Genomic DNA, 22,309 nt, shown 5'->3' on the forward strand with positions numbered 1-22,309 from the left:
TCATATCCGATCATGAGAAAACTTAAAACTTTCAAACACAGTTCATTTACATTTTTGCAGGGTAGTTAACATGTCATCTCGTACAGGTCATGAAAAAGGTCGCGGTCGCAATCAATCCCAAACGGGCCGATTTAAACACTCAGGAGCTCGCAATGGCTCAAAGACTCGTACTCAAACAAACCGTCGCCCTGTTCGCTCAGCAAGAAACCAAAAGCCAAAAGTGGATCCAAAAGACCGTAAAGTCATTATATTCAACAAGCCTTACGACACGCTCAGTCAATTTACCGATGGTGATGGTCGCAAAACGTTAGCGGACTATATCCCAATCAAAGATGTCTATGCGGCTGGCCGATTGGACCGAGACAGCGAAGGTTTGATGGTGCTCACTAACGATGGCATCTTGCAGGCGAAGCTCACGCAGCCAAAGTCAAAATCCCCGAAGACTTATTGGGTTCAAGTCGATGGCGCTCCTCTAGAGCAAGATCTTGAAAAATTGAGAAAGGGAGTAGAGCTAAAAGATGGTATGACCCTACCAGCCGAAGTTGAAGTGATTCCAGAACCACAAGTCTGGGATAGAACCCCTCCTGTTCGTTTTCGGGCAAATATCCCAACAACGTGGCTAGCCATTACCATTATTGAAGGAAGAAATCGTCAGGTGCGTCGCATGACTGCGCACATTGGCTTCCCTACTTTGCGCCTCATTCGTCATTCGATGGGTGATATCGTCCTTAACGACCTAATGCCTGGTGAATGGAGAGAAATCTCTCTCTAATAGGCAGAAAAGATAAAAGCAGGCTTAAAGCCTGCTTTTTAGATTCGTACTTTTTCAGTTAAGCCCTATCTAATGAACTAAGGGATTACTGCTCAGCAAGCCAGTTTTTAAATGCCTCTTTTTCCGCCGGAGACGCTTTATTGTACATCGTCTTTAATACATCAACCATTGGGCTGTCGTTCGATGCGACTGTTGAACGGGTATCATTACTCTCAACTCGAGGCTCGATATCACTTACTGATTGTTGATGCTGATTCACAGTTACATAACTAACGGCAACACTCGCGATACCGCCAGCAATATTGTAGTTACGAGATTCTTGAGGGTAATTACGACCAATTTGAACACCATCTGACTCTAATACATCTTCGACCAAAGCAATAGGTTGGCCTTTGGTATCCAGCAGTTGCCAATCTAGAGGCGAGATGTTGTTTTGCGCTTGGCGAAGAGTTTTAAACTCTGGCAGTTCAAACTTTAGTTTTTCATTTTCAACATCAAACTTAGCGATGATCACGTCACTGTAAACTGTCTTAAGGTTTTCGTTTGTTTCAAAAGCAGGTTGATATTTGAAGACAATTTGGTTAGTTCCGTCGGGGATCTCAATTGTCTTCTCACTAGAAAAAAGACCACCTTCTAGATCTGGCTTCTCCATGTTGACGGCCAATAACTTCACGTCTTCTGGAACCACTAAAGTCGTTGCAGCGTAGAGGTTTGTACTGGCAAAAATAGACAGTGCCATTGCCACTTTTAATGATAACTGCATAGAATTTTTCATCCTTATCTTCATAGTAAAAGACCCAGCATATAGCTGGGTCTTACAATATCAAACTGGGTATTGATTACCAGTAGAAACGAGCACCAACACCGAAGTTAGTTGCGTCGTCTGTATCTTTGTTGTCGAAGTCAGTACCTTCGAAAGTGTAACCCGCTTCTGCGAATACACGTGCCCATTTAGAGAACTTGTATTCAACACCAGCGTAGAACCAAGAAGAGTCTGCGTCTACTTTACCTGCTTCGTCAGTAGACTGAGCTAGGTACTCGTAACCAGAGTATAGAGTTGTTTTAGGAGCAACAGCGAACATACCAGCTACAACGATGTAGTGTGAATCAACTGTTGATTTACCTAGCTTATCTTCGTTTTCGTTGTAGTAGTACGTAGCACCTAGAGTGTGCTCGTCTAGTGCGTACTCAGCAGTTACTTCAAAAGATAGGTTTTCGTTATCAGTACGCTCTGTGTGAGAAACTGTTTGCTCTACACCATTAAGAACTAGTTTTTTCTCTTTAGTTACGTTGATGTCGTTGTTCGCAGTAAGTACACCAGCGTGTAGAGATAGGTCGTTGAAAGATTTACCAACGAATACTTCTAGTACTTCTTCGTTAGAATCTTTTTCGCCTAGCGCGTAACCAGCTTTTAGCCAGAATGCGTCATTTTCGTAAGCGTATTTGATTTGAGAATCGTTGTTCCAAGCGTGACCGTATGCAGTTTCCGCTGCGTTACCACCGAAGAAGTAAGAGTAATCTGCGAAGTATACGTCATCAGCCCAAGTACCTTCTTTACCGAAGCGAAGAGTACCCATATCACCCATATCAAAACCGATGATGTGGCGACGTACGTATACTGAGTCATCAGTACGCTCGCTTGAATCAGCACCTGCGTCGTAGTTGTCACCTAGAGCAACACCGATCTCAACTTCACCCAGAACTTTTAGGCTTTCGTCAACAACGTAAACCGCGTTCACACCAGTACGAGAAGAGCTAGTGTTTAGCTCTGCTGTGTGATCAGTTTTTTCTGTGAATAGAAGAGTTGGACGTAGCTGACCGTAGAAATCTACAGAACCTTCTTCAGATTTGAATACTTCAGCTGCGTTCACTGAAGTTGCAGACGCAACTACAGCTAGTGCTAATAGAGTTTTTTTCATAATTAATCCACTGCCTTTTCTTAGTTCGGGATATCCTTGTCTGGTTCCCTTTTTTATATGTTTGAGATAGAGCGTTAACAAAACGTTATACAGCGCCTTCTCAAAATCTGGAGCTAAGAGTGCAAAAGATTATTCTGGCTGTCAAATTTTCTAAATACCAATGTAAAAAAACAAAAATAACATTTAAAAACAACAGCTTGAAAAGTTTATCTTTATTTATTCGACGAACATCTAATCAATCCTCTTGATTTTTCATAATTTATAAAACCATTAACAATTAGACTTTAAACCCAAAACAAATACTAAAAAACACAATATATAGAATAAAAAACCATACAAATATCATATTTGGAGTTTTATATTTTTCATATAATGAAATTAATTTCATTTAGATAAGGTTCAATATTTTTTTGTGAAGAAGATCTACATTCCTCATAAAAGCATTCCGTTTTGTGAACTACTGTACAACTAGTGATGTGTGCTACTATTCGCCTCCAACGCATTTGAGGCCCGTATGCTGACCAGTAACATTCAAAAATCGATTCGTAATAGCTATCAAAACCTGCAAGATCAACTTGATAACTTTGTACCTAGAAGAGCACAAAACTACCTTGTTGCAGAGATTGCAAAAACGCTGTGCGGTCAGTACCACAAATCTAACCGAATACTGGTTGCAGAAGCAGGGACTGGAATTGGTAAGTCGCTCTCCTATCTAATGGCTGCCATCCCCGTGGCTGTACATAACAATAGAAAAGTGGTTATCTCAACGGCGACCGTAGCTCTGCAAGAGCAGCTCATAAATAAAGACCTCCCTCTTTTTCGTCGGATTACCGACCGAGAGTTTTCTTTTATTTTGGCAAAAGGCCGTCAACGCTATTGTTGTGCAGAAAAACTTGCTTCAGCTTGTGGTGCTGATGGTGGTCAGTTAGCCATGTTCGAAACCAAACCTAAGCAAAAAGATATAGAGCTGTTGGAAACAATGCATCGCTCTCTTGCGCAAGGTAAATGGGACGGTGACCGTGATTCTTGGCCTAAAACCATCGATGATAAGCTTTGGCAACTGATTGTCAGTGATAAACACAGTTGTAATAACAGCTTACCCGGCCATCGCGGCTGTCCATTTCAAAAAGCGCGCTCAGAGTTGGATAAGAATGATGTCATCATTGCGAACCACTCTCTCGTCATGGCAGACGCAGACTTGGGGGGCGGAGTAATCTTACCTGAGCCAGAAAACACGATATACGTCTTTGACGAGGCACATCACTTGCCTCATGTCGCCCGCGATCATGCTTCAGCATCTGCGAGCTTAAAAGGTGCGGCAGCGTGGCTTGAGAAGTTAAATCAGTCGATTAGCAAGTTTTCATCGCTCGCAGACGAGAAACGCGTAGCTCGATTTCGCAACGACCTTCAAGACGCGGTTCAGAACTTGATACCAGCACTGACTCAACAGCCTAAACAGTTCGATCCAGCTCAATTTGAAGAGAGTATCTACCGCTTTGAGCACGGTGAACTGCCAGAATGGCTAGAGAACCAATCCAAAGAGTTAAAGCAGTTCAGTAAAAAAGCAAATCAAAGTGTGGCAAAAATTGCCGACCTTATTGCGGAAAGAGTAAAAGATGGGGAGCTTGCGACAAGATTGGCTGAACCAGCGCTTGCAGAGCTCGGCTTCTACATTCAAAGGTTAGAAAACCTAGCGCAAGTCTGGCACTTGATGGCTGAGCCAACTCGTGAAAAAGGTGCGCCTTTGGCTCGCTGGTTAGAAACCCACCCCGATCGCGAGGGTGATTTCATTGTGAGTGTTTCTCCGCTTGAAATTGGATGGCAACTCGACCAACAAATTTGGAGCAGGTGCATTGGCGCCATTTTAGTTTCCGCAACGATGCGTGCATTAAACTCCTTCCATTACTTTTGCCATCAGGTTGGTATTGATGGAAAACCAGAATCAGGCACACAGTTTTTAGCGCTTGCGTCACCATTCGATTACCAAAACCAGGCAGAATTGCTCATCCCTGCGATGAAATATGAACCACCAGCGCCTCAATTTACTGAATATCTTATCGAGATATTGCCTAAGTACTTGGAAGACAAGAAAGCCAACTTAGTATTATTCTCATCCTATTGGCAGATGAACCAAGTTTCGAAGGCGCTGTCTTCGGAGTTCATAAAAAAAGGCTGGGCGTTGCAAGTTCAAGGTGAAAGCTCACGTCAAGAAATTCTAAAAAAACATAAAAAGCTAATAGAATCAAATAAAACCAGCATCTTATTTGGTACTGGCAGTTTCTCTGAGGGGCTAGATTTACCTGGCGAATTACTTGAAAACTTGGTGATTACAAAAATTCCATTTGGTGTTCCAACCTCTCCTGTCGAACAGGCTCACTCCGAATATATCGAGAAAAAAGGTGGGAACCCGTTTATGCAAATAACTGTACCTGACGCAAGCAAAAAGCTGATCCAGAGCGTAGGTCGCTTACTGCGTAAAGAGAGAGATTCTGGTAGAGTAACGATTCTTGATCGACGCCTAGTCACTAAGCGATACGGACAAGCCTTAATCGACTCACTACCTCCATTTAAACGTAAAATAGAATATTAGAAGAATCACCATTTATGGAAATGATTGAGCCAACTATGCTGTTGGTGTTGGCGCTTGTCGCTTTTGTCGCTGGATTTATTGATGCAGTTGCCGGTGGTGGTGGCATGCTAACCGTACCTGCTCTATTATCGTTGGGCTTGCCGCCCCATATTGTACTAGGCACCAATAAACTTGCGGCTACCTTTGCCTCTTCTACTGCGGCATTTACGTACTACAAGAAACGTTTATTCAAGCCTCAATGCTGGGGAAGAGCATTTATAGCGACGCTTGTCGGAGCAACATTAGGTACCCTACTTGTGGACGCGATTAGCACGGATTGGCTAGAAAAAGGGTTACCCCTTGTTATTTTAGCGGCGGCGTTATATACCGTCTTCCATAAAACACCACACTCTCCTCATCAAAGTCCAATTCCCAAGCCTTGCCCAAAACTTCATAGAAAACAGTACATGCAAGGATTATCCATAGGGTTCTATGACGGGCTCGCAGGGCCTGGAACTGGGGCTTTTTGGACGGTCAGTTCAATGGCTCTGTATCGGCTGAATATCTTGCTCGCCTCTGGCTTAGCAAAAGCAATGAACTTTACCAGCAACTTTACCTCTTTGATTACGTTTGCAGTCCTCGGTCATATCAACTGGGTGCTAGGCTTAACAATGGGGGTATGTTTAATGGCTGGCGCTTTTGTTGGCGCGCATTCCGCCATTCGGTTTGGTTCTAAATTCATTCGCCCTGTATTTGTTACTGTCGTCAGTATACTGGCCATAAAATTGGCTTATGACGCATGGTTTGTAGGTTTGTCATGAACATTTCTCAACTCCAGGAAAACCTAGAACAAATGGCGAAGCAAGCCGCTGTTCTTGACCGTCAAAGAGGCGAACACCATGTTCCGCTTTTTGATGAGCGCTTATTTGGTTGTCGCTCTCGCTTACTTACTCCTTGCGTAAAAGAAGCAAAAGCTACGCTGGATGCGATTGTGCGTGAGCAAAATGAAGGTAAGCTCACCGCTTTGCGTGCTGAGTACCTCACTGAACGGTTAGTAGCGCAAATCGGTGCGATTCAACGCGAGATTTCTACCACCAAAATTCGCAAGAATGAGATCAAACATAGCAGCCATTTCCGCAAGCCTATTAACGTGCTTTACCAGGAACTCGCTCAACACCAAGAGTGGGCAAGACGCTTGCGCGAAATGGTGTTAGAAAAAGAACGTGCTGTCGAAACCGCTCCTAGTTTTATGCGTGCCGAGGCTCAGAAAGTGTTACTAGCGACCGAGCAACGTTTGGCACGTTGTGAGGCAGCGCTTCTGAAACTAGAGAACCAAATTACACATAGGGAAAAACACCAATAATGGCCGATCAACCAACCTCGCCTTTAGATGACGCACCTGAAGAGATCAAATTGGCTGTCGATTTGATCTATTTACTTGAGAGCAATGAGATAGATCCAGAAGTTGCGCTTAACGCTTTGAAGATCGTGCAAAACGACTTAGAAAACAAATTAAAAGCAAAGTAGCCCAACGTTTCGCTCCTTTCACCGAGACTCGTTTTCAGTGCTCTTGCACAATGATACTATTCATAAAAAAGTACGCCCTCAAAAAGGATAAACAATGAAAGTAATCAGCTTTAACATCAATGGACTACGTGCGCGACTGCACCAACTCCAAGCGCTAATCGACAAACACCAACCAGATGTGATTGGCCTTCAGGAAATTAAAGTTCACGATGAAGCATTCCCGATTGAAGCTGTCGAAGCCATGGGCTACAAAGTGTATTTTCATGGTCAAAAAGCGCACTACGGCGTCGCAATGCTTTGTAAGCAAGAGCCTCTTCTCGTACAAAAAGGGTTCCCGACGGATAACGAAGAGCACCAAAAGCGCATGATCATGGCAACGTTTTTAAATGAAAACGGCGAAAAGATCACGGTGCTAAATGGCTACTTCCCTCAAGGGGATAACATCAGTCACGAAACAAAATTCCCATACAAACGTCAGTTCTATAAAGATCTGATGACTTACCTAAACGATCATCACAATAGCGACGAGCAATTGATTGTTATGGGTGACATCAACATTAGCCCTATTGATGCAGATATCGGTATCGGCGAACCAAACCGTAAGCGTTGGCTAAAAACAGGTAAATGTTCATTCCAACCGGAAGAGCGCGAATGGCTGAAAACCTTGCTAGATTGGGGCTTTGAGGACACCTTCCGCAAGCTATATCCAGAAGTGAACGATCAATTCTCGTGGTTTGATTATCGCTCTCGCGGATTTGATGATAACCGAGGTCTACGAATTGATGTCATTTTGGCGACCCCTTCTCTCGCGCAAAAATGTATTGAGTCGGGTATCGATTATGAATTGCGCGGTATTGAAAAACCTTCAGACCACGCTCCAATTTGGTCGACGTTCAAGTAATACATAACTGAGCAATAAGCGGGACTCAACGCTAAGCTTAACCCATGAAAAAGGGAGACTCTGTCTCCCTTTTTCATGCAAGTTACTTTCTACTCAGCTAGTTCAGCGGCCAAACCGTTTGACCATCAACACTGACTGGCGTTTGAGCAAATTCGTTCAGACAGTAGCCGGTATTGCTGCTTGCAAAGTAAGTGAGCGGCATCGGCGGTAGATTCAGCGCCACAACCTGCTGTTTCGCTTTTTCTGTGAACGAGAAGCCCCACATATCTAAATAGCTCGTCATGTCTCGCTGAGAGATGTAGCTCAGAGCAATAAGCAACCAGTCGTTGTTTGAGATGCTATTTGCCTCTTCACGAGAGTAGTTGGCGAAACCAATACTCAATCGTCTCTCATTCCAAAGCGCATCATCCGATTTTAAGCGGTTAAACTCACGTTCAATCAGGTGCAATCGCGCCAATAAATGCCAACCATTTTGCAGTACACCTTCATGCTGCGTCGCCATCATCATTTGAATGTAAACGCGAGCTCCCCAACTCCAACCAGTTTGATTTTGCGCTGCCATGTAAGCGTTTGGATCCGCTTGAGTTCGGCTTGCTTGCAATAATTCAAACTGGCCTTTGAAATCCAAACTTTGGCAAGTTGAAACTTTCCCCGTATTCTGGAAGAAACGAGACTTACTGTAATACGAGTAGTAATTGGTCGTTGAATGCCCTTCCCAGCCTGCAAATCGGAATCGACCTTTTTCCAAGCCATGACCAAGCTCATGTAAATCACCGTGACCGAGTGGGCTGAATGACCAGTAAGCATCGTATGGGTTACCAGAACAGCCGTAACCACACGTCGCTTGGTCAGCGTTCATATGCTTCACCATATCAATATTGGCGATTTCCCAACCTTGATTTTTGGCATACTGGATAATTTCCGGAACCTCATCGATCCCCGGCCCTTGGAAACCAGCCAAGACATGTGGGTAGTTATGAACATACTCTTCTGTCGCTAGCGCCATTTCAGCTGGTGTCGACCACATCTCATCGTTGACAGATTCAAGCATTTTGTCACGTTTAGAGTGTACCTCAAATCCAGGCGTGATCAGTTCAGCCCAATCGAACAAATTCGCTTCAAGCTCCTGAATAAACGCATCGTTATCCTTTTCACTTCTCCATACAGGGTGTTGCGCTACATGGCTAAATGTTAGAGCTACTGGTACATCATTATTGTTAAAGTGAACCTGGATAGGCCCGCCATAAGGTGAAGTCAGCGTGATGGTTTCACCCGGCTTCACCTCATAGGCGAAAGAAGTCAGCATTTTTGGTCGCGTGTATCCATCTTTGCTGAACTCATGAGTTGCGCCACTTCTTAAACTGTTGATGACAATTTTAGTCGTCACTTCATTACTGTCATTGCGCGTGACCGTAAAGGTCTCCCCAGGAAGCGCATACACACCAGCAGAGCGGAAGTTACGCTTTGATTCCATATTAATCGTTGCGCTGATTCTCTTTACTTCAGGGCTAAACTCACTACGGCTGAAGTTCCCCATATTTGGTTGTTTTGGGTTTACGCTTCGGCTGTTGTATTGCACGTAATCGGCAAAGTACGACTTTAGGAATTCGGTCGTTTGGGTTGACTGTTTGTCCATTGGGAAGACAACCGTTTGACGATAATGATCAGCCAGCAATACCATGAGTTTTTCGTATTGGTAGCCGTCTTGATTAAACAAATCTACTTTTTGTTCATCAAGCTTTTTCAACCGATGGCGAATACTGTTTGCCCCTGCATAAAATTGACTTTCCATATTCGCAGTGTCAGGACAAGATTTGTCCTCACACTGTGACAAGTCAACATTGAAGTTTTGAGATTCAAAACGAGACAACAGCGCTTGTTGCGTAGCAACAGAGTCTGGCACGAAGTTCATGAGTGATGAAGGCGCCCAATCAACCAAGCCTAACTTACGCCAATAGTTATCTCCCACATAATCAACATGGAATTTTTCCAAAATGTCTCGGCCAAGTTCAGTTAGTCCTCCATCCCAATGCAGGTATAGAACAGGAATTTGGGCTTGCTCAGCGTATGCCAGAGCATCGAGTACTTGTTGGTTGGTGTCGCCAGATTGCAGATGCTGTGACAAGATCAATAAGTTTGGAGTATTGGTTTGCAAGCAGCTAAGTAGCTTCGAACCATCGCATAGGTTGGCCTCGTTAAACGCCAACTCTTGTGAAACATTGTCGTTCAGCCAATTCCGAGTCGCTTGCTCATCAGGGAAGTAATAAGACTGATCCATTTGCGCGATGACAACGTTTGAAGTAGCTCCGCCTGACAACCAAGTGACCAGGTTGCTTAGCCATTGAGTCATCGCTGCATTCGAAGACTCGGGAAAGCGTTGTGCCGTTCTAAATGGGTTACTACCTAATAGCGCATAACGTTGACCATTAGCTTTTTCTCCAGCAACGCCAATTGACAACGCCTGATCTTTATAACCGCTAGCCATGGCCTTGTTGGTCATCAAGATGGTGTCGTTGAACCCATACTGAGGTGCCAATATCGCTGCATCATGGGTTGGATCCCAATAAAGGCCAGAAAGGTTTTTCGCAATTGCAGATTTGATCGTATTCGACTGTTTCTTGTGCCCTTCCACAACTTGCCGACTTTCTCGGATGAAATCGTTCGGGTCAGAAACGAGCAGTGCATTACCAGTTTCCAGAGCTTGTTGAACTGGAGCTGGCGTTGGTTTTACTTGAGCATTAGATTGTGACTCTCCCTCTCCCCCACCACATCCAGTGGCAACGGCGGCAAGGCCCAACGATAGAATTGTTTTTTTCATTTTTACTTACTAAACAATGGGTTTATCAAATATTAATGTAAGTACATGAATAAAAAGAAATAGTCTTTTGTATCGGTAGGGAAAATAGGAATGAAGATAACAAAATCATCAAAAAGCAATGGTACCCATTCCGATACCATTGCTGACATTAATTATTAACTTAAAGGACGTAGGTATGCCAAGAAGCGCTTCTCTGCCACTTTAAAGCACCACAAGATCATAAACGTCAGTGCCATGTAGAACAGCCCCGCCGTTAGGAAAGATTCAAATGGCGCATAGTAACGTGAGTTAACTAAGCGCGCAGCGCCAGTTAGATCCATAATGGTAACGATACCCGCGACCGCACTACCGTGCAGCATGAAAATCACTTCGTTTGAATAAGCTGGTAATGCTCGACGCAGTGCACTAGGCAAGATAATACGTCTGTATGTCATAAACTTACTCATCCCATACGCTTTGGCAGCTTCTACTTCACCTTTGGGCAAGCCATTAATCGCACCACGAATAATTTCTGCTGTATAAGCCGACGTATTAAGAATAAAAGCGACTAAAGCACAAAACCAGGCGTTTTCCCACAAGGTATCTTTCACAGGAAAGAACTGATCCATACCGTAATAAATCAAATACAACTGGACCAACAACGGTGTTCCACGGAAAAAGTAAATGAATCCCCAAGAAGGTAAGCTAAAGGCATAATTCGTACTATTACGTGCCACAGCTAATGGAATCGAGACACACAAACCGATAACCAACGCTAATCCTACCAGCCAAACTGTCGTCCAAAGTCCCTGAAGATAAGTTGGGAAACTTTCAATAATCAAAGAAAAATCCATAACTTACCTCGCATGAATACTGAACTTACGCTCAACAAGCTTGAGTAGCCCGGTCGAAACGCTGGTAAAAAACAGAAAGATGAGCGCGACAGCCATGTAAAAGGTAAACGGCATTTTCGTCGTACCTGCCGCCAACGAGCTCATTCTCACCATGTCATCCAGGCCAATGATGGAAACTAACGCAGTGGTCTTGAGTAACACTAACCAGTTATTACCAAATCCAGGTAATGCATGACGAATCATCTGAGGCAGTAAGATTCTTCTAAACGATAAGGCTGAGCTCATACCATAAGCTTTCGCCGCTTCTAGTTCACCTTTGTCCACCGCCATGATCGCTCCGCGAAAAGTCTCCGCCATGTAGGCACCAAAGATAAAACCAATCGTGAGTACACCTGCAATAAATGGGCTGACATCAATATAGTCGGGTAAGTAAGACGTCCATTCATGGTTTGGATCACTCGAAGCAAACCACTCATTGAGCGTTTCGTTAATGGAGTACAGGCTATTGTTTAAAAGTATTTGTCCACCAAAGAAAATCAGCATCATCAGAACCAAATCTGGAATGCCGCGAATGACGGTGGTGTAAAGAGTGGCAATCGCCCTTGCCCATTTGTAAGGTGCTAACTTAGCTAATGCGCCAAGCATACCTAAGATCACGGCAAGAAGGAGTGAAAGCACTGCAACTTCTATCGTTACTAAAGCCCCTTTTAAAATCGAAGCTTCGTATCCTTGTAAATCTAGCATAGGTGAGTTCCTAATCCCTAAACTCAAAAAATCGACCGTTGACTACTTCTAGGAACAAGCCAACGGTCGCTTAATTACGGTTTATTCACCGTACACATCGTAGTTAAAGTATTTACCAGCAATTTCTTGATAAACACCTTTCTCACGTAGTGAAATTATCGCCGCGTCCAATTTCTTCGTTAGATCTTTATCTTGTTTACGCACGGCAATACCAAAACCTTCACCGAACCACTTAGGATCGGTCAATGACGGACCAACAAACTCGTACGCGTCGCCGCCCGCTTTATTAAGCACACCTTCTTCTAGAGCAGAGGCGTCGCCCAATACAGCGGCAACACGACCATTGGCTAAATCTAGGTAAGCCTCATCAAAAGAACCGTAACGAACAATTTCTACTTTATCGCCATAGTTATCTGTCAGATATTTGTCGTGTGTTGTTGCACGTTGAACGGCGATTTTCTTACCATCTAGGTTGTCAAAATCCAGATTCGCGCCCTTCTTGGCAATAAATTTGTTTGGAATCAGTGCGTATTTGCCAGTGAAATCGACTTTCTTCTTACGCTCTTCAGTAATAGACATCGCAGCGATGATTGCGTCGTACTTACGCGCTAATAGAGAAGGAATGATGCCATCCCAATCTTGCGCGACAATCTTACATTTCACTTGCATTTCTTCACAAAGCGCGTTGGCCATGTCTACGTCGAAGCCTTTCAGAGAACCATCAGTTTCTGTCCAGCTAAACGGAGGATAAGCACCCTCAATGCCGAAGCGAACTGTTTTCCATTCTTTCGCTTGAGCGACACCAGATACTGCCGTTGCAGCGATCGTTGCTGCTAATAACCACTTTTTCATTTCCATACTCCTGTGATTGCTATTTTATTTCGTTTTGTTTGTTGTGCTGGCTTAGGAGGCAATAGTCTGCCGCCTAAAAATATTAGTAAATGGATGAGATAAACTGCTGTAATCGTTCTGAATCCGGGTTTGTAAATAGCTTAGCTGGATTTCCCTGTTCTTCCACTAAGCCTTGATGCAAGAACATCACATGGTTTGATACGTCTCGCGCAAATGCCATCTCGTGCGTGACCACCAGCATGGTTCGTCCTTCATCTGCCAAATCTCTCATTACCCCTAATACTTCCCCAACAAGTTCTGGGTCAAGCGCAGAGGTTGGCTCGTCAAACAACATCACTTCAGGGTCAACTGCTAGCGCACGGGCAATAGCGGCACGTTGCTGCTGACCGCCAGATAAGTGCCCAGGATAATAGTCTTTACGCTCATATAGGCCTACTTTCTTAAGCAAGACTTCTGCGTTTTCAATCGCTTGGGCTTTTGGTACGCCTAGAACATGAACAGGGGCTTCAATCACGTTTTCTAGTACTGTCAGGTGTGACCATAAGTTGAAACCTTGGAACACCATCGCTAGACGCGAGCGAATACGTTGCACTTGCTTTTCATTAGCAGGAACGGATTCCCCTGCTCGGTTGTTCTTCATTTGGATTAATTCACCATTCACCCAAATTTCGCCTGCGGTAGGCGTTTCTAGCAAGTTGATACATCTAAGAAAGGTACTCTTACCAGAACCGGAAGAGCCAATGATGGAGATGACATCTCCTTTGTGCGCGGCAAGAGAAATTCCCTTGAGAACTTCATTTTGTCCAAATGTTTTGTGCAGGTCTTTTATATCTAGCGCTGGTACATCATTCATGCGCTCTACTCCCTGTGTTTTTGTCACTGCAATTAAGGGACTCCGCCCTCTCTAATTCGGAACAAATTAGCACCACACCCTGAAACTTGCAACAAATTATTAACCTAAATAATTCGAATAGAAAGATACGATAGCCAAATTAATATGCAATATATAGCAACTTATTCTTCAAAAGCTGAATATTAAATATAAAAAAGCCCCTTTAGAAGGGGCTTAATAAATTTACAAAAGTGTTAAGACACTACTTAACCAATACCATAAAATCAGATTTCTGAGCATTCGTATTGACCTTCTCAGAATCAACTTCACTGATCACAAGACCATCGTGATCCACTTTAAGATCGGTCACATCACCATGAGAGAAAAGAGAAACAAAGTCATAGCTATTTAGGTTTGCTTCAGCAGACTCCACGACAATAGATTGTGAGTAATCACTTGTAGAAGAAACTTTCAAATCTTGTTTCACACTGTCATCGAATGTGTAGTAGAACAACTCCGGAACAACGACATCACTCTCTAAAGTTGTAAATATCTTGTGTGTTACTCGGTGTAGTGTTCCAGAGTTAGACTCTGCACGATATGCAAGGCGGCTAAAGCCTTTATCTTGGTCAGTGAAAGCAAAACCAGTATCAATAGTTGAACCTCTCACCACATGCGACGCAGGCAGAGCATTTAGGTTGTAGTAAGCGCTTGGATCAATTGAGATATCCCAATTTGCGTCCTGATACATCTTTTGGTTCAGCGCTACCGTCCAACCATTGATAGGTTTTTCAGCTGCAACACTGTAAGTCCAAGTTTCCGTTTTTGGCTCAAGCGGGTGGTAGAACTTCGTCGTTGACATAGGTAGCTCTGCAACTTCGTAGTTGTAATCACCAACAAGTACACTGATGTCTAAAGTGTCATATTTGAAAGATGTTGGGTTCAAGATTGGAGAAGAACCATTCATGCCAACCAATGGCAATGGTGATTCACTCGACCAATCGCGAATACCATACTGGTGCAGTTCTGTTTTCGCTGCGTCTGCATATTGCAGCACGACTGTCGACTCCATCTTCGAACCAATTGATCTTACATCTAAAGAATCAATAGAATAGGTAGGCTTAGACTCTTTCGCAATTTGAGATATGAAGTTGTACTCTAAGCCACCAGCCTCCGTTGCTTCATACTTAAGGTCAGTTCGGGTAGCCTTACGGAAGTTGCCATTTTTATTACAAGCAGACACCGCCTCTCGATTCATAGAGAACGTTGAGTTTCTAAGGTTATTGTCCTTTAAAAAGTCTCGACTGAAGCTGTTTGCCGTAAATACGGTTCCAGAAGCATCAAGCAACTGATAAGTAAAATAGCCGTCCTCAGGAATGTCTTCTAGAACAAATTTCAAAGTAGTGCCTGATGGGTAGATAAAGTCGCCTTGACGGACACCATTCTTGTCTGAATAGAAACCGACAACCTTACCTCCTGTTAGCTGTGCACTTACGGCTGGTTGATAGGTCAATACCTGCTCGATGCCATTGCCATCTACTCTACGGTCGTAAATAGTACAGCTGTCTTTTTGTGCATTTGTTTCACTAATGACATTTGGAGCTGCAAAAGTAAAAGTGAATGTAGTTCTTGGTGTGGAACTACCACCGCCACCGCCACCGCCGCCACAACCGACCATTAACCCTGAGATGATTGCCACTAGTGGCAGTACTTTAAGCTGTTTCATGTCTTTTTCCTAAACTGAGCGGCAATGATTAGCCAAAAAATCGTCTTTGCCCTGTAGAAAGCAAGAATAAAGCCAGCTTTATATAATCATCATGAATATTGATATTTACCCTGCATCCCAGAACGATAAGAGCAACAAATTCTAATTTTATGCAACTTGTGTAATGAAATTACACAAGATTTCACCATCTCATTCGCATGCCAGAAACTTTCTGTAGTTTTATTTCACAACCATTCTTAAAGTGATCTAAATCAATCACCCTAAATGGCTATCTTGCTAGACTCCTGCCAAAAGATGAGGATTTTTTTGTGCCTCAACACAATAAGTTATTAGCTATGCTTAGGCACAATGTCGACGTGTAACAAATCTAATAATAGCTAGCATAAGCGTGCCGCAGGATGCGGATTAACACAATTGAATGAAGAATTCATAACTTTTAAATATATGAGGAATCTATGTCAGACGCAGTTAACAAAACGCACTCTGATTCAGATATCGAGACCAAGAGCTACCGTGAGCTTCATCGTCCAGCATCTGAGTTCGCAAGCCGTTCAGACTACCTAGACCACGAACTACAAATTATGAAGCCGCGTCGTTTCGGCTTAAACTTGCCAGGTCGTGACTTCCGTTTTGAACTTGAAGATCTTGTTCCAGCACTTGCCGGTACGATTGGTATTATCGCGATGTACTCAGCGGTAATGATGTCTTGGGCTGAAGGCCTCACTGCCGCATGGGACCATGTTAACCTGGGCAAAGATTTCGCTATCGAAGTTGCCCGTGTAGAGATGCTCATCCCTGCACTTCTTTTCTGTGTACTTGCTTCTGGCTTTATTAACCCTAAAGCCAACCTAGCAGGTAACCACGGCCCAATGATCCCTCTTATTGGTACCATCGCGCTTGCTGGTGCTCACCCTCTTGCATTGGCAATTCTTATTGGTGTGTTTGGTTTAATTCTGAGCCTGTTAAAAGGTGGTTCAAAACTGGTTAACCTCACCTCTGAAGGTACGGCTGGTGGCCTTCTCATCTTCTTGGGTTTAACCGGAACGATGAGCCAAATTAATTCCATTCAAGCTTGGGCTGTTGGTTTGCAATCCGACACAGTTGCCGCAGGTAGCATGGGTTACATTGGTCTAATCGTTCTTGCGGTTACCATTGGCCTGTACGCGTTTCTTGCTAAAGTGAACAAACGCTGGCTAGCAATCCCTGTTTGTGCCTTCACTGGCCTTGCAATCGCACTTATTCTTGGCGCAGGCTTCGATATTAAATTCGTAACCGAGACGGGTCTTCCAAACCTAAACCCAATCTACTGGTGGGGGTCAACAGAAGAAGGTTGGATGCTTGGTCTTCCTAATATGGAACACTTCATCGCTTCTCTACCATTCGCAATTCTTGCTGTAGCAATGTGGTCTCCTGACTTCTTGGGTCACCGCATCTTCCAAGAAATGAACTACCCACGTAAGAGTGAAAAAGTACTGATGGACGTTGATGACACAATGACAATGTGTTCTGTGCGCCAAATGGTCGGTACCGCTGTCGGTGGTGGTAACATCACATCATCTTGGGGGACTTACATGATCCCTGCAGCAATCGCGAAGCGCCCTATTCCTGGCGGTGCAATCTTACTAGGTTCTCTATGTATTATTGTTGCAATTCTTGGTTTCCCTATGGATGTTGCTGTATGGCCACCAGTTATGCGCGTTGCTCTTCTCGTTGGTGTATCTCTGCCACTACTTGAAGCAGGCATGCAGATGGTGAAAGACTCAAAAGATTCACAAGCAGCAGGCATCTGTATCTTTGGTTCAGCAGTCGTTAACCCTGTTCTAGCTTGGGCACTAACTATGCTTTTAGATAACAACGGCTTAATTGGTGATAAAGAGCGCGCGTCTCGCTTGTCGTTTGTAGACAAGATTGTGATCCCAGTAAGCGTACTTATTATCTGTTTAGTTGCTATGCTTGCAGTTGGTATGCTTGAAGGCCAATATGGCATCCAAGCTTGGCTGTAAAGCTGACAGTTCAGAAAATGTGTGGGTAGCGCTAGTCGCTACCCCATTTTTATCGAGATTTTTGAGGATTTATTGATTTAGTTTAAGGTTTGCAAAAAAATTTTAGTTTAACCTCTAACTGTTGCTTAAAAAGAGAAACGTTAAAACTAGTGACAATATTTATAGCTTTGTAACTCGAACATTTAAATTTAAGACTATAAATATTGTTATTCATAAGAGTGTACTGTTCCCCTCTTTAACTTGGGGATAGCTGGCTCAACGGCGAAGCAGTACGTATTTTTTTCTACTAAAAAGGTAGGTATGTCATGGCAGAGCAATTTGCTAAAGCTTGGGAAGGTTTTGCTGCAGGCGACTGGCAAAACGAAGTAAACGTTCGTGATTTCATTCAGAAGAACTACACTCCGTACGAAGGCGACGAATCTTTCCTAGTTTCTGAAGGTACTGAAGCGACTAACAAGCTTTGGGCTAAGGTAATGGAAGGCATCAAACAAGAGAACGCGACTCACGCTCCTGTTGATTTTGATACTTCAGTTATCTCTACCATCACTGCTCACGATGCAGGCTACATCGAAAAAGACCTAGAAACTATCGTAGGTCTTCAAACTGACGCTCCTCTAAAACGTGCGATCATCCCTAACGGTGGTATCCGTATGGTTGAAGGTTCATGCAAAGCCTACAACCGCGAGCTTGACCCACAAGTTAAGAAAATCTACACAGAATACCGTAAAACTCACAACCAAGGCGTTTTCGACATCTACACTCCACAAATCATGGCGTGTCGTAAGTCTGGCGTATTGACTGGTCTTCCTGATGCATACGGTCGTGGTCGTATCATCGGTGACTACCGTCGTGTTGCTCTATACGGTATTGATTTCCTAATGAAGGATAAATTCGCACAGTTCTCTTCTCTACAAGAGCGTTTCGAGAACGGCGAAGACCTACAAATGACAATGCAGCTTCGTGAAGAGATCGCAGAGCAACACCGTGCTCTAGGTCAAATCAAAGAAATGGCTGCAAAATACGGTTGTGACATTTCTCGTCCTGCTGAAACTGCACAAGAAGCTATCCAGTGGACTTACTTCGGTTACCTAGCTGCTGTTAAATCTCAAAACGGCGCGGCAATGTCTCTAGGCCGTACGTCTACGTTCCTAGACATCTTCATCGAGCGCGATATCGCTGCTGGCCGCATCACAGAAGAACAAGCTCAGGAAATGATCGACCACTTCGTAATGAAACTACGTATGGTTCGTTTCCTACGTACTCCTGAGTACGATGATCTATTCTCTGGCGACCCTATCTGGGCAACTGAGTCTATGGGTGGTATGGGTCTTGACGGTCGTACGCTAGTTACTCGTACAAACTTCCGTTTCCTAAACTCACTATACACAATGGGTCCTTCTCCAGAGCCAAACATCACTGTTCTTTGGTCTGAGCAACTACCTGAAGGCTTCAAGAAGTTCTGTGCGAAAGTGTCTATCGATACTTCTTCAATCCAGTACGAAAACGACGACCTAATGCGTCCAGACATGAACTCTGACGACTACGCAATCGCATGTTGTGTATCTCCAATGGTTGTTGGTAAGCAAATGCAGTTCTTTGGTGCTCGTGCTAACCTTGCGAAAACTATGCTTTACACCATCAACGGTGGTGTGGATGAGAAGCTAAAAATCCAAGTTGGTCCACAAATGCCGAAGATCGAAGGCGATGTACTGAACTACGATGAGTTGTGGGAGAAAATGGACCACTTCATGGATTGGCTAGCGAAGCAGTACGTGACTGCACTAAACGCTATCCACTTCATGCACGACAAGTACAGCTACGAAGCGGCACTAATGGCTCTACATGACCGTGACGTTAAACGTACTATGGCTTGTGGTATTGCTGGTCTATCTGTTGCGGCTGACTCTCTGTCTGCAATCAAACACGCAAAAGTTAAGCCAATCCGTGACGAAGACGGTCTAGCAATCGACTTCGAAATCGAAGGTGATTACCCTAAATTTGGTAACAACGACCCACGCGTTGATGATATCGCATGTGAACTTGTTTCTGTATTTATGGGCAAAATCCGTAAGCTTAAGACTTACCGTGATGCAATCCCTACTCAGTCAATTCTTACTATCACTTCAAACGTGGTTTACGGTAAGAAAACTGGTAACACACCTGACGGTCGTCGCGCAGGTGCTCCATTTGCTCCAGGTGCTAACCCAATGCACGGTCGCGATGAGAAAGGTGCCGTAGCATCACTAACTTCAGTTGCAAAACTGCCGTTTGCTGACGCACAAGATGGTATCTCTTACACATTCTCTATCGTACCTAATGCACTAGGTAAAGATGAGGGTTCACAACGCGCTAACCTTGCTGGTCTGATGGATGGTTACTTCCACCACGAAGCGGGTATCGAAGGTGGTCAACACCTAAACGTGAACGTTCTTAACCGCGAAACTCTAGAAGACGCCGTTAAGCACCCAGAGAAGTACCCTCAGCTAACAATCCGTGTATCTGGTTACGCTGTTCGCTTTAACTCTCTAACTGCAGAGCAACAAGCTGACGTAATCGCACGTACATTCACAGAGTCTCTATAAGACTTTAGCGAAATAACGTTTTAGTGATACAACAAAGGCTGATGCTTAGAAGCATCAGCCTTTTTTTATTTCTTGAATGAAAGTTGTGATATTACGAAAGATTTTGCCCACATTCTTACGTATGATGCGAAAAAAGTTAGTAAATAAAGTATATGAAACTCAGTAAATTAATTGTTCTTACTCTTCTTTCTCCAGTTGCGATGGCATCCACTAAGTCTACGGTCTCTTTTACACTCGACAATGATGGTATTTTCGGCGTCGACCAAGACTACACAAATGGTATTTTTCTTTCCTACGCAACAGGCCAACTGAAACAAGAAAGCCAATGGAAATGGCTGAGTCTGGCAGACTCAGTACACCCCAATATCGATAAAATAGAGTTGGTTCTTGGCCACAAAATGTGGACTCCAAGCGACATTGAAGCGGATTATCCACTGGTCAATGATCGCCCATATGCGGGTTATCTACATACTGAGATCAACTATCTTTCTTTGACTGATGATAAGGCCGTCCGCTACAACTTCACCATCGGTGCAACAGGTGAAAGTTCGCTTTCAGAAAAAGCGCAAGAAATCGTTCACGGCATAACAGGCTCGACTGACCCACAAGGTTGGGATTACCAGATCGACGATAAAGTGGCGTTTAGCCTTGGCTACCGCGTATTTAATAAATTGATGCGTAGCGAAGAACAAAAAACGCAATGGGAAATCACCAACATTAACGATATCAATGCGGGTAACTTCCGTAGTGATATCTCTCAAGGCGTCATGTTTCGTTGGGGTACAAACCTAGCAAGCAGCATCGGAGCCGCCAATATTAGTGTAGAGAGCCCATTCTCAGCGAGTATGCTCGCACAGGATACTTCAAGCTGGTTCTTATTTACGGGGTTTGAAGGTCGTTACCGTTTCAATGACATGACCATTGAAGGCGATCGCCCTGGTATTCCTGAGCCATCAGCGCCATACGACGTCACACTGCAAAATTGGCAAGCAAGCGCCGTAGCAGGTGCAACTTGGTATAACCAAAATTACGGTGCAAGCCTAACCTTTACGATAAAAACGCCAGATTATGAAGAATCCCAAACTGATGTTTATGGGACAGGCTCCTTCTCTGTGTTCGCCTTTTTTTAAAAGCTGACTTATCCCTGTATCCGTACCAATCTAAATACAAGGCAAAGTTCTCTCGTTTGGTATTAACCAACCCTGTGATCAAGCATTTATTTAGATTGGTCTATCTATTTTCTTTCTTCACATAACCTTGCCTTTAGTACCGACAAAGCTGTTTTAACCCTGCTTTTTGTAATAAAATAACAGCTAGAATTTACTAGTAATGAGAGCAAAAGATGTCAACAACTGGTCGTATTCACTCATTTGAGTCATGTGGTACCGTAGACGGACCTGGTATTCGTTTTATCGTCTTCTTGCAAGGTTGTTTGATGCGCTGTAAGTATTGCCACAATCGCGATACATGGGATACGCATGATGGCAAAGAAGTTACGGTTGAAGAGATCATTTCCGAAGCGAAAAGTTACCGCCACTTCATGAATGCATCAGGTGGTGGCGTTACTTGTTCTGGCGGCGAAGCGATGCTTCAGCCTGAATTTGTTCGGGACTTTTTCCGCGCAGCTAAAGCAGAAGGTATTCATACGTGCCTAGATACGAACGGTTATGTTCGTAAACACACTGATGTTATCGATGAAGTACTGGATGCAACAGACTTAGTAATGCTTGATATCAAGCACATGAAAGATGAAGTGCACCAAGATCTCATCGGCGTATCGAACCGACGTACATTGGACTTTGCTCGTTACTTGCAAAAAATCGGAAAGAAAACTTGGATTCGCTATGTAGTCGTGCCTGGTTACACGGATGACCCTGAAGCAGCACACATGCTTGGTGAGTTTATTAAAGATATGGATAACATCGAAAAGGTCGAGTTACTTCCTTATCACAAATTGGGTGCCCATAAATGGGAAGCATTGGGCTTAGAATACCCACTCGAAGGGGTAAACCCTCCACCGAAAGAAACGATGGACGAGATTCAATCCATTCTTGCGCAGTACAACGATAACGTAAAATACTAAGTGAACAGCAAGACTAACCTCTTTAAAATACCAGCATATTGCTGGTATTTTTTTAACTATACCTAAGTACCTTCAATGAATCTCTATCAGGTGATTTAGGTATAAAAAGAACAATAGAAATGATTGCGTCACGATCGCATAGGAAGGT

Annotated in this window: 18 protein-coding genes; 10 read left to right on the forward strand and 8 right to left on the reverse strand. The window is 43.8% G+C overall.

What is annotated here, in order from left to right; translation table 11 throughout:
- Window positions 1–70: 70 nt before the first annotated feature.
- Window positions 71–772, forward strand: coding sequence for a pseudouridine synthase (locus FKN08_RS07390; protein ID WP_170891655.1), 702 nt, complete (start codon window positions 71–73; stop codon window positions 770–772).
- A gap of 85 nt (window positions 773–857) precedes the next feature.
- On the opposite strand, the gene FKN08_RS07395 is transcribed toward FKN08_RS07390, so the two are convergent.
- Window positions 858–1,535, reverse strand: coding sequence for a DUF2057 family protein (locus tag FKN08_RS07395; protein WP_170891656.1), 678 nt, complete (start codon window positions 1,533–1,535; stop codon window positions 858–860).
- Between the two features lie 76 nt (window positions 1,536–1,611).
- Window positions 1,612–2,691 carry a porin gene (locus FKN08_RS07400; RefSeq protein ID WP_170891657.1) on the reverse strand — a complete coding sequence of 360 codons (1,080 nt, stop codon included), beginning with the start codon at window positions 2,689–2,691 and terminating at the stop codon, window positions 1,612–1,614.
- 514 nt (window positions 2,692–3,205) lie between these two features.
- Here FKN08_RS07400 and dinG point away from each other — a divergent pair.
- From dinG to xthA, 5 genes are all read left to right on the forward strand, one after another.
- Complete coding sequence (gene dinG, locus FKN08_RS07405; RefSeq protein WP_170891658.1) at window positions 3,206–5,281, forward strand: ATP-dependent DNA helicase DinG; 2,076 nt, start codon at window positions 3,206–3,208, stop codon at window positions 5,279–5,281.
- Window positions 5,282–5,295: 14 nt separating this feature from the next.
- Complete coding sequence (locus tag FKN08_RS07410; protein ID WP_170891659.1) at window positions 5,296–6,081, forward strand: TSUP family transporter; 786 nt, start codon at window positions 5,296–5,298, stop codon at window positions 6,079–6,081.
- A complete protein-coding gene (locus FKN08_RS07415; RefSeq protein ID WP_012841995.1) occupies window positions 6,078–6,623 on the forward strand; it encodes a primosomal replication protein in 546 nt (181 codons plus the stop codon). Before FKN08_RS07410 ends, FKN08_RS07415 begins: the two co-directional genes overlap by 4 nt.
- On the forward strand, window positions 6,623–6,787 hold the full coding sequence (rsmS, locus tag FKN08_RS07420) for a pleiotropic regulatory protein RsmS (RefSeq protein ID WP_005378432.1): 165 nt from the start codon (window positions 6,623–6,625) through the stop codon (window positions 6,785–6,787). The genes FKN08_RS07415 and rsmS overlap by 1 nt, the downstream gene beginning before the upstream one ends.
- A gap of 94 nt (window positions 6,788–6,881) precedes the next feature.
- Window positions 6,882–7,688 (forward strand): exodeoxyribonuclease III, encoded by an 807-nt coding sequence (xthA, locus tag FKN08_RS07425; RefSeq protein WP_005390683.1) that lies wholly within the window; start codon window positions 6,882–6,884, stop codon window positions 7,686–7,688.
- Between the two features lie 97 nt (window positions 7,689–7,785).
- On the opposite strand, the gene FKN08_RS07430 is transcribed toward xthA, so the two are convergent.
- The 6 genes from FKN08_RS07430 to FKN08_RS07455 all read right to left on the reverse strand — a co-directional run bounded on the left by FKN08_RS07430 (window position 7,786) and on the right by FKN08_RS07455 (window position 15,493).
- The gene (locus FKN08_RS07430) at window positions 7,786–10,506 is read right to left on the reverse strand and encodes an ImpA family metalloprotease (RefSeq protein ID WP_170891660.1); all 2,721 of its coding nucleotides are present in this window, start codon (window positions 10,504–10,506) and stop codon (window positions 7,786–7,788) included.
- A 155-nt stretch (window positions 10,507–10,661) separates the two neighbouring features.
- Window positions 10,662–11,339 carry an ABC transporter permease gene (locus FKN08_RS07435; protein WP_005390676.1) on the reverse strand — a complete coding sequence of 226 codons (678 nt, stop codon included), beginning with the start codon at window positions 11,337–11,339 and terminating at the stop codon, window positions 10,662–10,664.
- Between the two features lie 3 nt (window positions 11,340–11,342).
- Window positions 11,343–12,083, reverse strand: a complete 741-nt coding sequence (locus FKN08_RS07440; protein WP_006742137.1) for an ABC transporter permease — start codon at window positions 12,081–12,083, stop codon at window positions 11,343–11,345.
- An 81-nt stretch (window positions 12,084–12,164) separates the two neighbouring features.
- A complete protein-coding gene (locus FKN08_RS07445) occupies window positions 12,165–12,935 on the reverse strand; it encodes an ABC transporter substrate-binding protein (protein ID WP_012841998.1) in 771 nt (256 codons plus the stop codon).
- A gap of 82 nt (window positions 12,936–13,017) precedes the next feature.
- On the reverse strand, window positions 13,018–13,788 hold the full coding sequence (locus tag FKN08_RS07450) for an ABC transporter ATP-binding protein (protein ID WP_005378438.1): 771 nt from the start codon (window positions 13,786–13,788) through the stop codon (window positions 13,018–13,020).
- A 241-nt stretch (window positions 13,789–14,029) separates the two neighbouring features.
- On the reverse strand, window positions 14,030–15,493 hold the full coding sequence (locus tag FKN08_RS07455) for a 54K polar flagellar sheath protein A (RefSeq protein WP_170891661.1): 1,464 nt from the start codon (window positions 15,491–15,493) through the stop codon (window positions 14,030–14,032).
- Window positions 15,494–15,948: 455 nt separating this feature from the next.
- Between FKN08_RS07455 and FKN08_RS07460 the strand changes: the two genes are divergently transcribed.
- From FKN08_RS07460 to pflA, 4 genes are all read left to right on the forward strand, one after another.
- Window positions 15,949–17,496: a DUF3360 family protein gene (locus FKN08_RS07460; protein WP_046874722.1), complete on the forward strand. Its 1,548-nt coding sequence runs from the start codon at window positions 15,949–15,951 to the stop codon at window positions 17,494–17,496.
- A gap of 305 nt (window positions 17,497–17,801) precedes the next feature.
- A complete protein-coding gene (pflB, locus tag FKN08_RS07465) occupies window positions 17,802–20,078 on the forward strand; it encodes a formate C-acetyltransferase (RefSeq protein ID WP_170891662.1) in 2,277 nt (758 codons plus the stop codon).
- 152 nt (window positions 20,079–20,230) lie between these two features.
- Window positions 20,231–21,208, forward strand: a complete 978-nt coding sequence (locus FKN08_RS07470; RefSeq protein ID WP_170891663.1) for a lipid A deacylase LpxR family protein — start codon at window positions 20,231–20,233, stop codon at window positions 21,206–21,208.
- 212 nt (window positions 21,209–21,420) lie between these two features.
- Entirely contained in the window at window positions 21,421–22,161 is a 741-nt protein-coding gene (gene pflA / locus FKN08_RS07475; RefSeq protein WP_005390663.1) for a pyruvate formate lyase 1-activating protein, read from the forward strand.
- Window positions 22,162–22,309 lie beyond the last annotated feature (148 nt).

The sequence above is a fragment of the Vibrio sp. 1-2 (7-a) genome, from assembly GCF_013048515.1.
In the GTDB taxonomy this organism is placed as follows: domain Bacteria; phylum Pseudomonadota; class Gammaproteobacteria; order Enterobacterales; family Vibrionaceae; genus Vibrio; species Vibrio diabolicus.

What these genes read in the sequence shown, in the direction of transcription:
- FKN08_RS07415 (WP_012841995.1), top strand. Translation starts at nt 6,078, where the DNA reads ATGAACATTTCTCAACTCCAGGAAAACCTAGAACAAATGGCGAAGCAA.
- FKN08_RS07410 (WP_170891659.1), top strand. Translation starts at nt 5,296, where the DNA reads ATGGAAATGATTGAGCCAACTATGCTGTTGGTGTTGGCGCTTGTCGCT.
- FKN08_RS07435 (WP_005390676.1), bottom strand. Translation starts at nt 11,339, where the DNA reads ATGGATTTTTCTTTGATTATTGAAAGTTTCCCAACTTATCTTCAGGGA.
- pflA (WP_005390663.1), top strand. Translation starts at nt 21,421, where the DNA reads ATGTCAACAACTGGTCGTATTCACTCATTTGAGTCATGTGGTACCGTA.
- FKN08_RS07445 (WP_012841998.1), bottom strand. Translation starts at nt 12,935, where the DNA reads ATGAAAAAGTGGTTATTAGCAGCAACGATCGCTGCAACGGCAGTATCT.
- FKN08_RS07390 (WP_170891655.1), top strand. Translation starts at nt 71, where the DNA reads ATGTCATCTCGTACAGGTCATGAAAAAGGTCGCGGTCGCAATCAATCC.
- FKN08_RS07440 (WP_006742137.1), bottom strand. Translation starts at nt 12,083, where the DNA reads ATGCTAGATTTACAAGGATACGAAGCTTCGATTTTAAAAGGGGCTTTA.
- xthA (WP_005390683.1), top strand. Translation starts at nt 6,882, where the DNA reads ATGAAAGTAATCAGCTTTAACATCAATGGACTACGTGCGCGACTGCAC.
- dinG (WP_170891658.1), top strand. Translation starts at nt 3,206, where the DNA reads ATGCTGACCAGTAACATTCAAAAATCGATTCGTAATAGCTATCAAAAC.
- rsmS (WP_005378432.1), top strand. Translation starts at nt 6,623, where the DNA reads ATGGCCGATCAACCAACCTCGCCTTTAGATGACGCACCTGAAGAGATC.
- FKN08_RS07450 (WP_005378438.1), bottom strand. Translation starts at nt 13,788, where the DNA reads ATGAATGATGTACCAGCGCTAGATATAAAAGACCTGCACAAAACATTT.
- FKN08_RS07430 (WP_170891660.1), bottom strand. Translation starts at nt 10,506, where the DNA reads ATGAAAAAAACAATTCTATCGTTGGGCCTTGCCGCCGTTGCCACTGGA.
- FKN08_RS07455 (WP_170891661.1), bottom strand. Translation starts at nt 15,493, where the DNA reads ATGAAACAGCTTAAAGTACTGCCACTAGTGGCAATCATCTCAGGGTTA.
- FKN08_RS07470 (WP_170891663.1), top strand. Translation starts at nt 20,231, where the DNA reads ATGAAACTCAGTAAATTAATTGTTCTTACTCTTCTTTCTCCAGTTGCG.
- FKN08_RS07400 (WP_170891657.1), bottom strand. Translation starts at nt 2,691, where the DNA reads ATGAAAAAAACTCTATTAGCACTAGCTGTAGTTGCGTCTGCAACTTCA.
- pflB (WP_170891662.1), top strand. Translation starts at nt 17,802, where the DNA reads ATGGCAGAGCAATTTGCTAAAGCTTGGGAAGGTTTTGCTGCAGGCGAC.
- FKN08_RS07395 (WP_170891656.1), bottom strand. Translation starts at nt 1,535, where the DNA reads ATGCAGTTATCATTAAAAGTGGCAATGGCACTGTCTATTTTTGCCAGT.
- FKN08_RS07460 (WP_046874722.1), top strand. Translation starts at nt 15,949, where the DNA reads ATGTCAGACGCAGTTAACAAAACGCACTCTGATTCAGATATCGAGACC.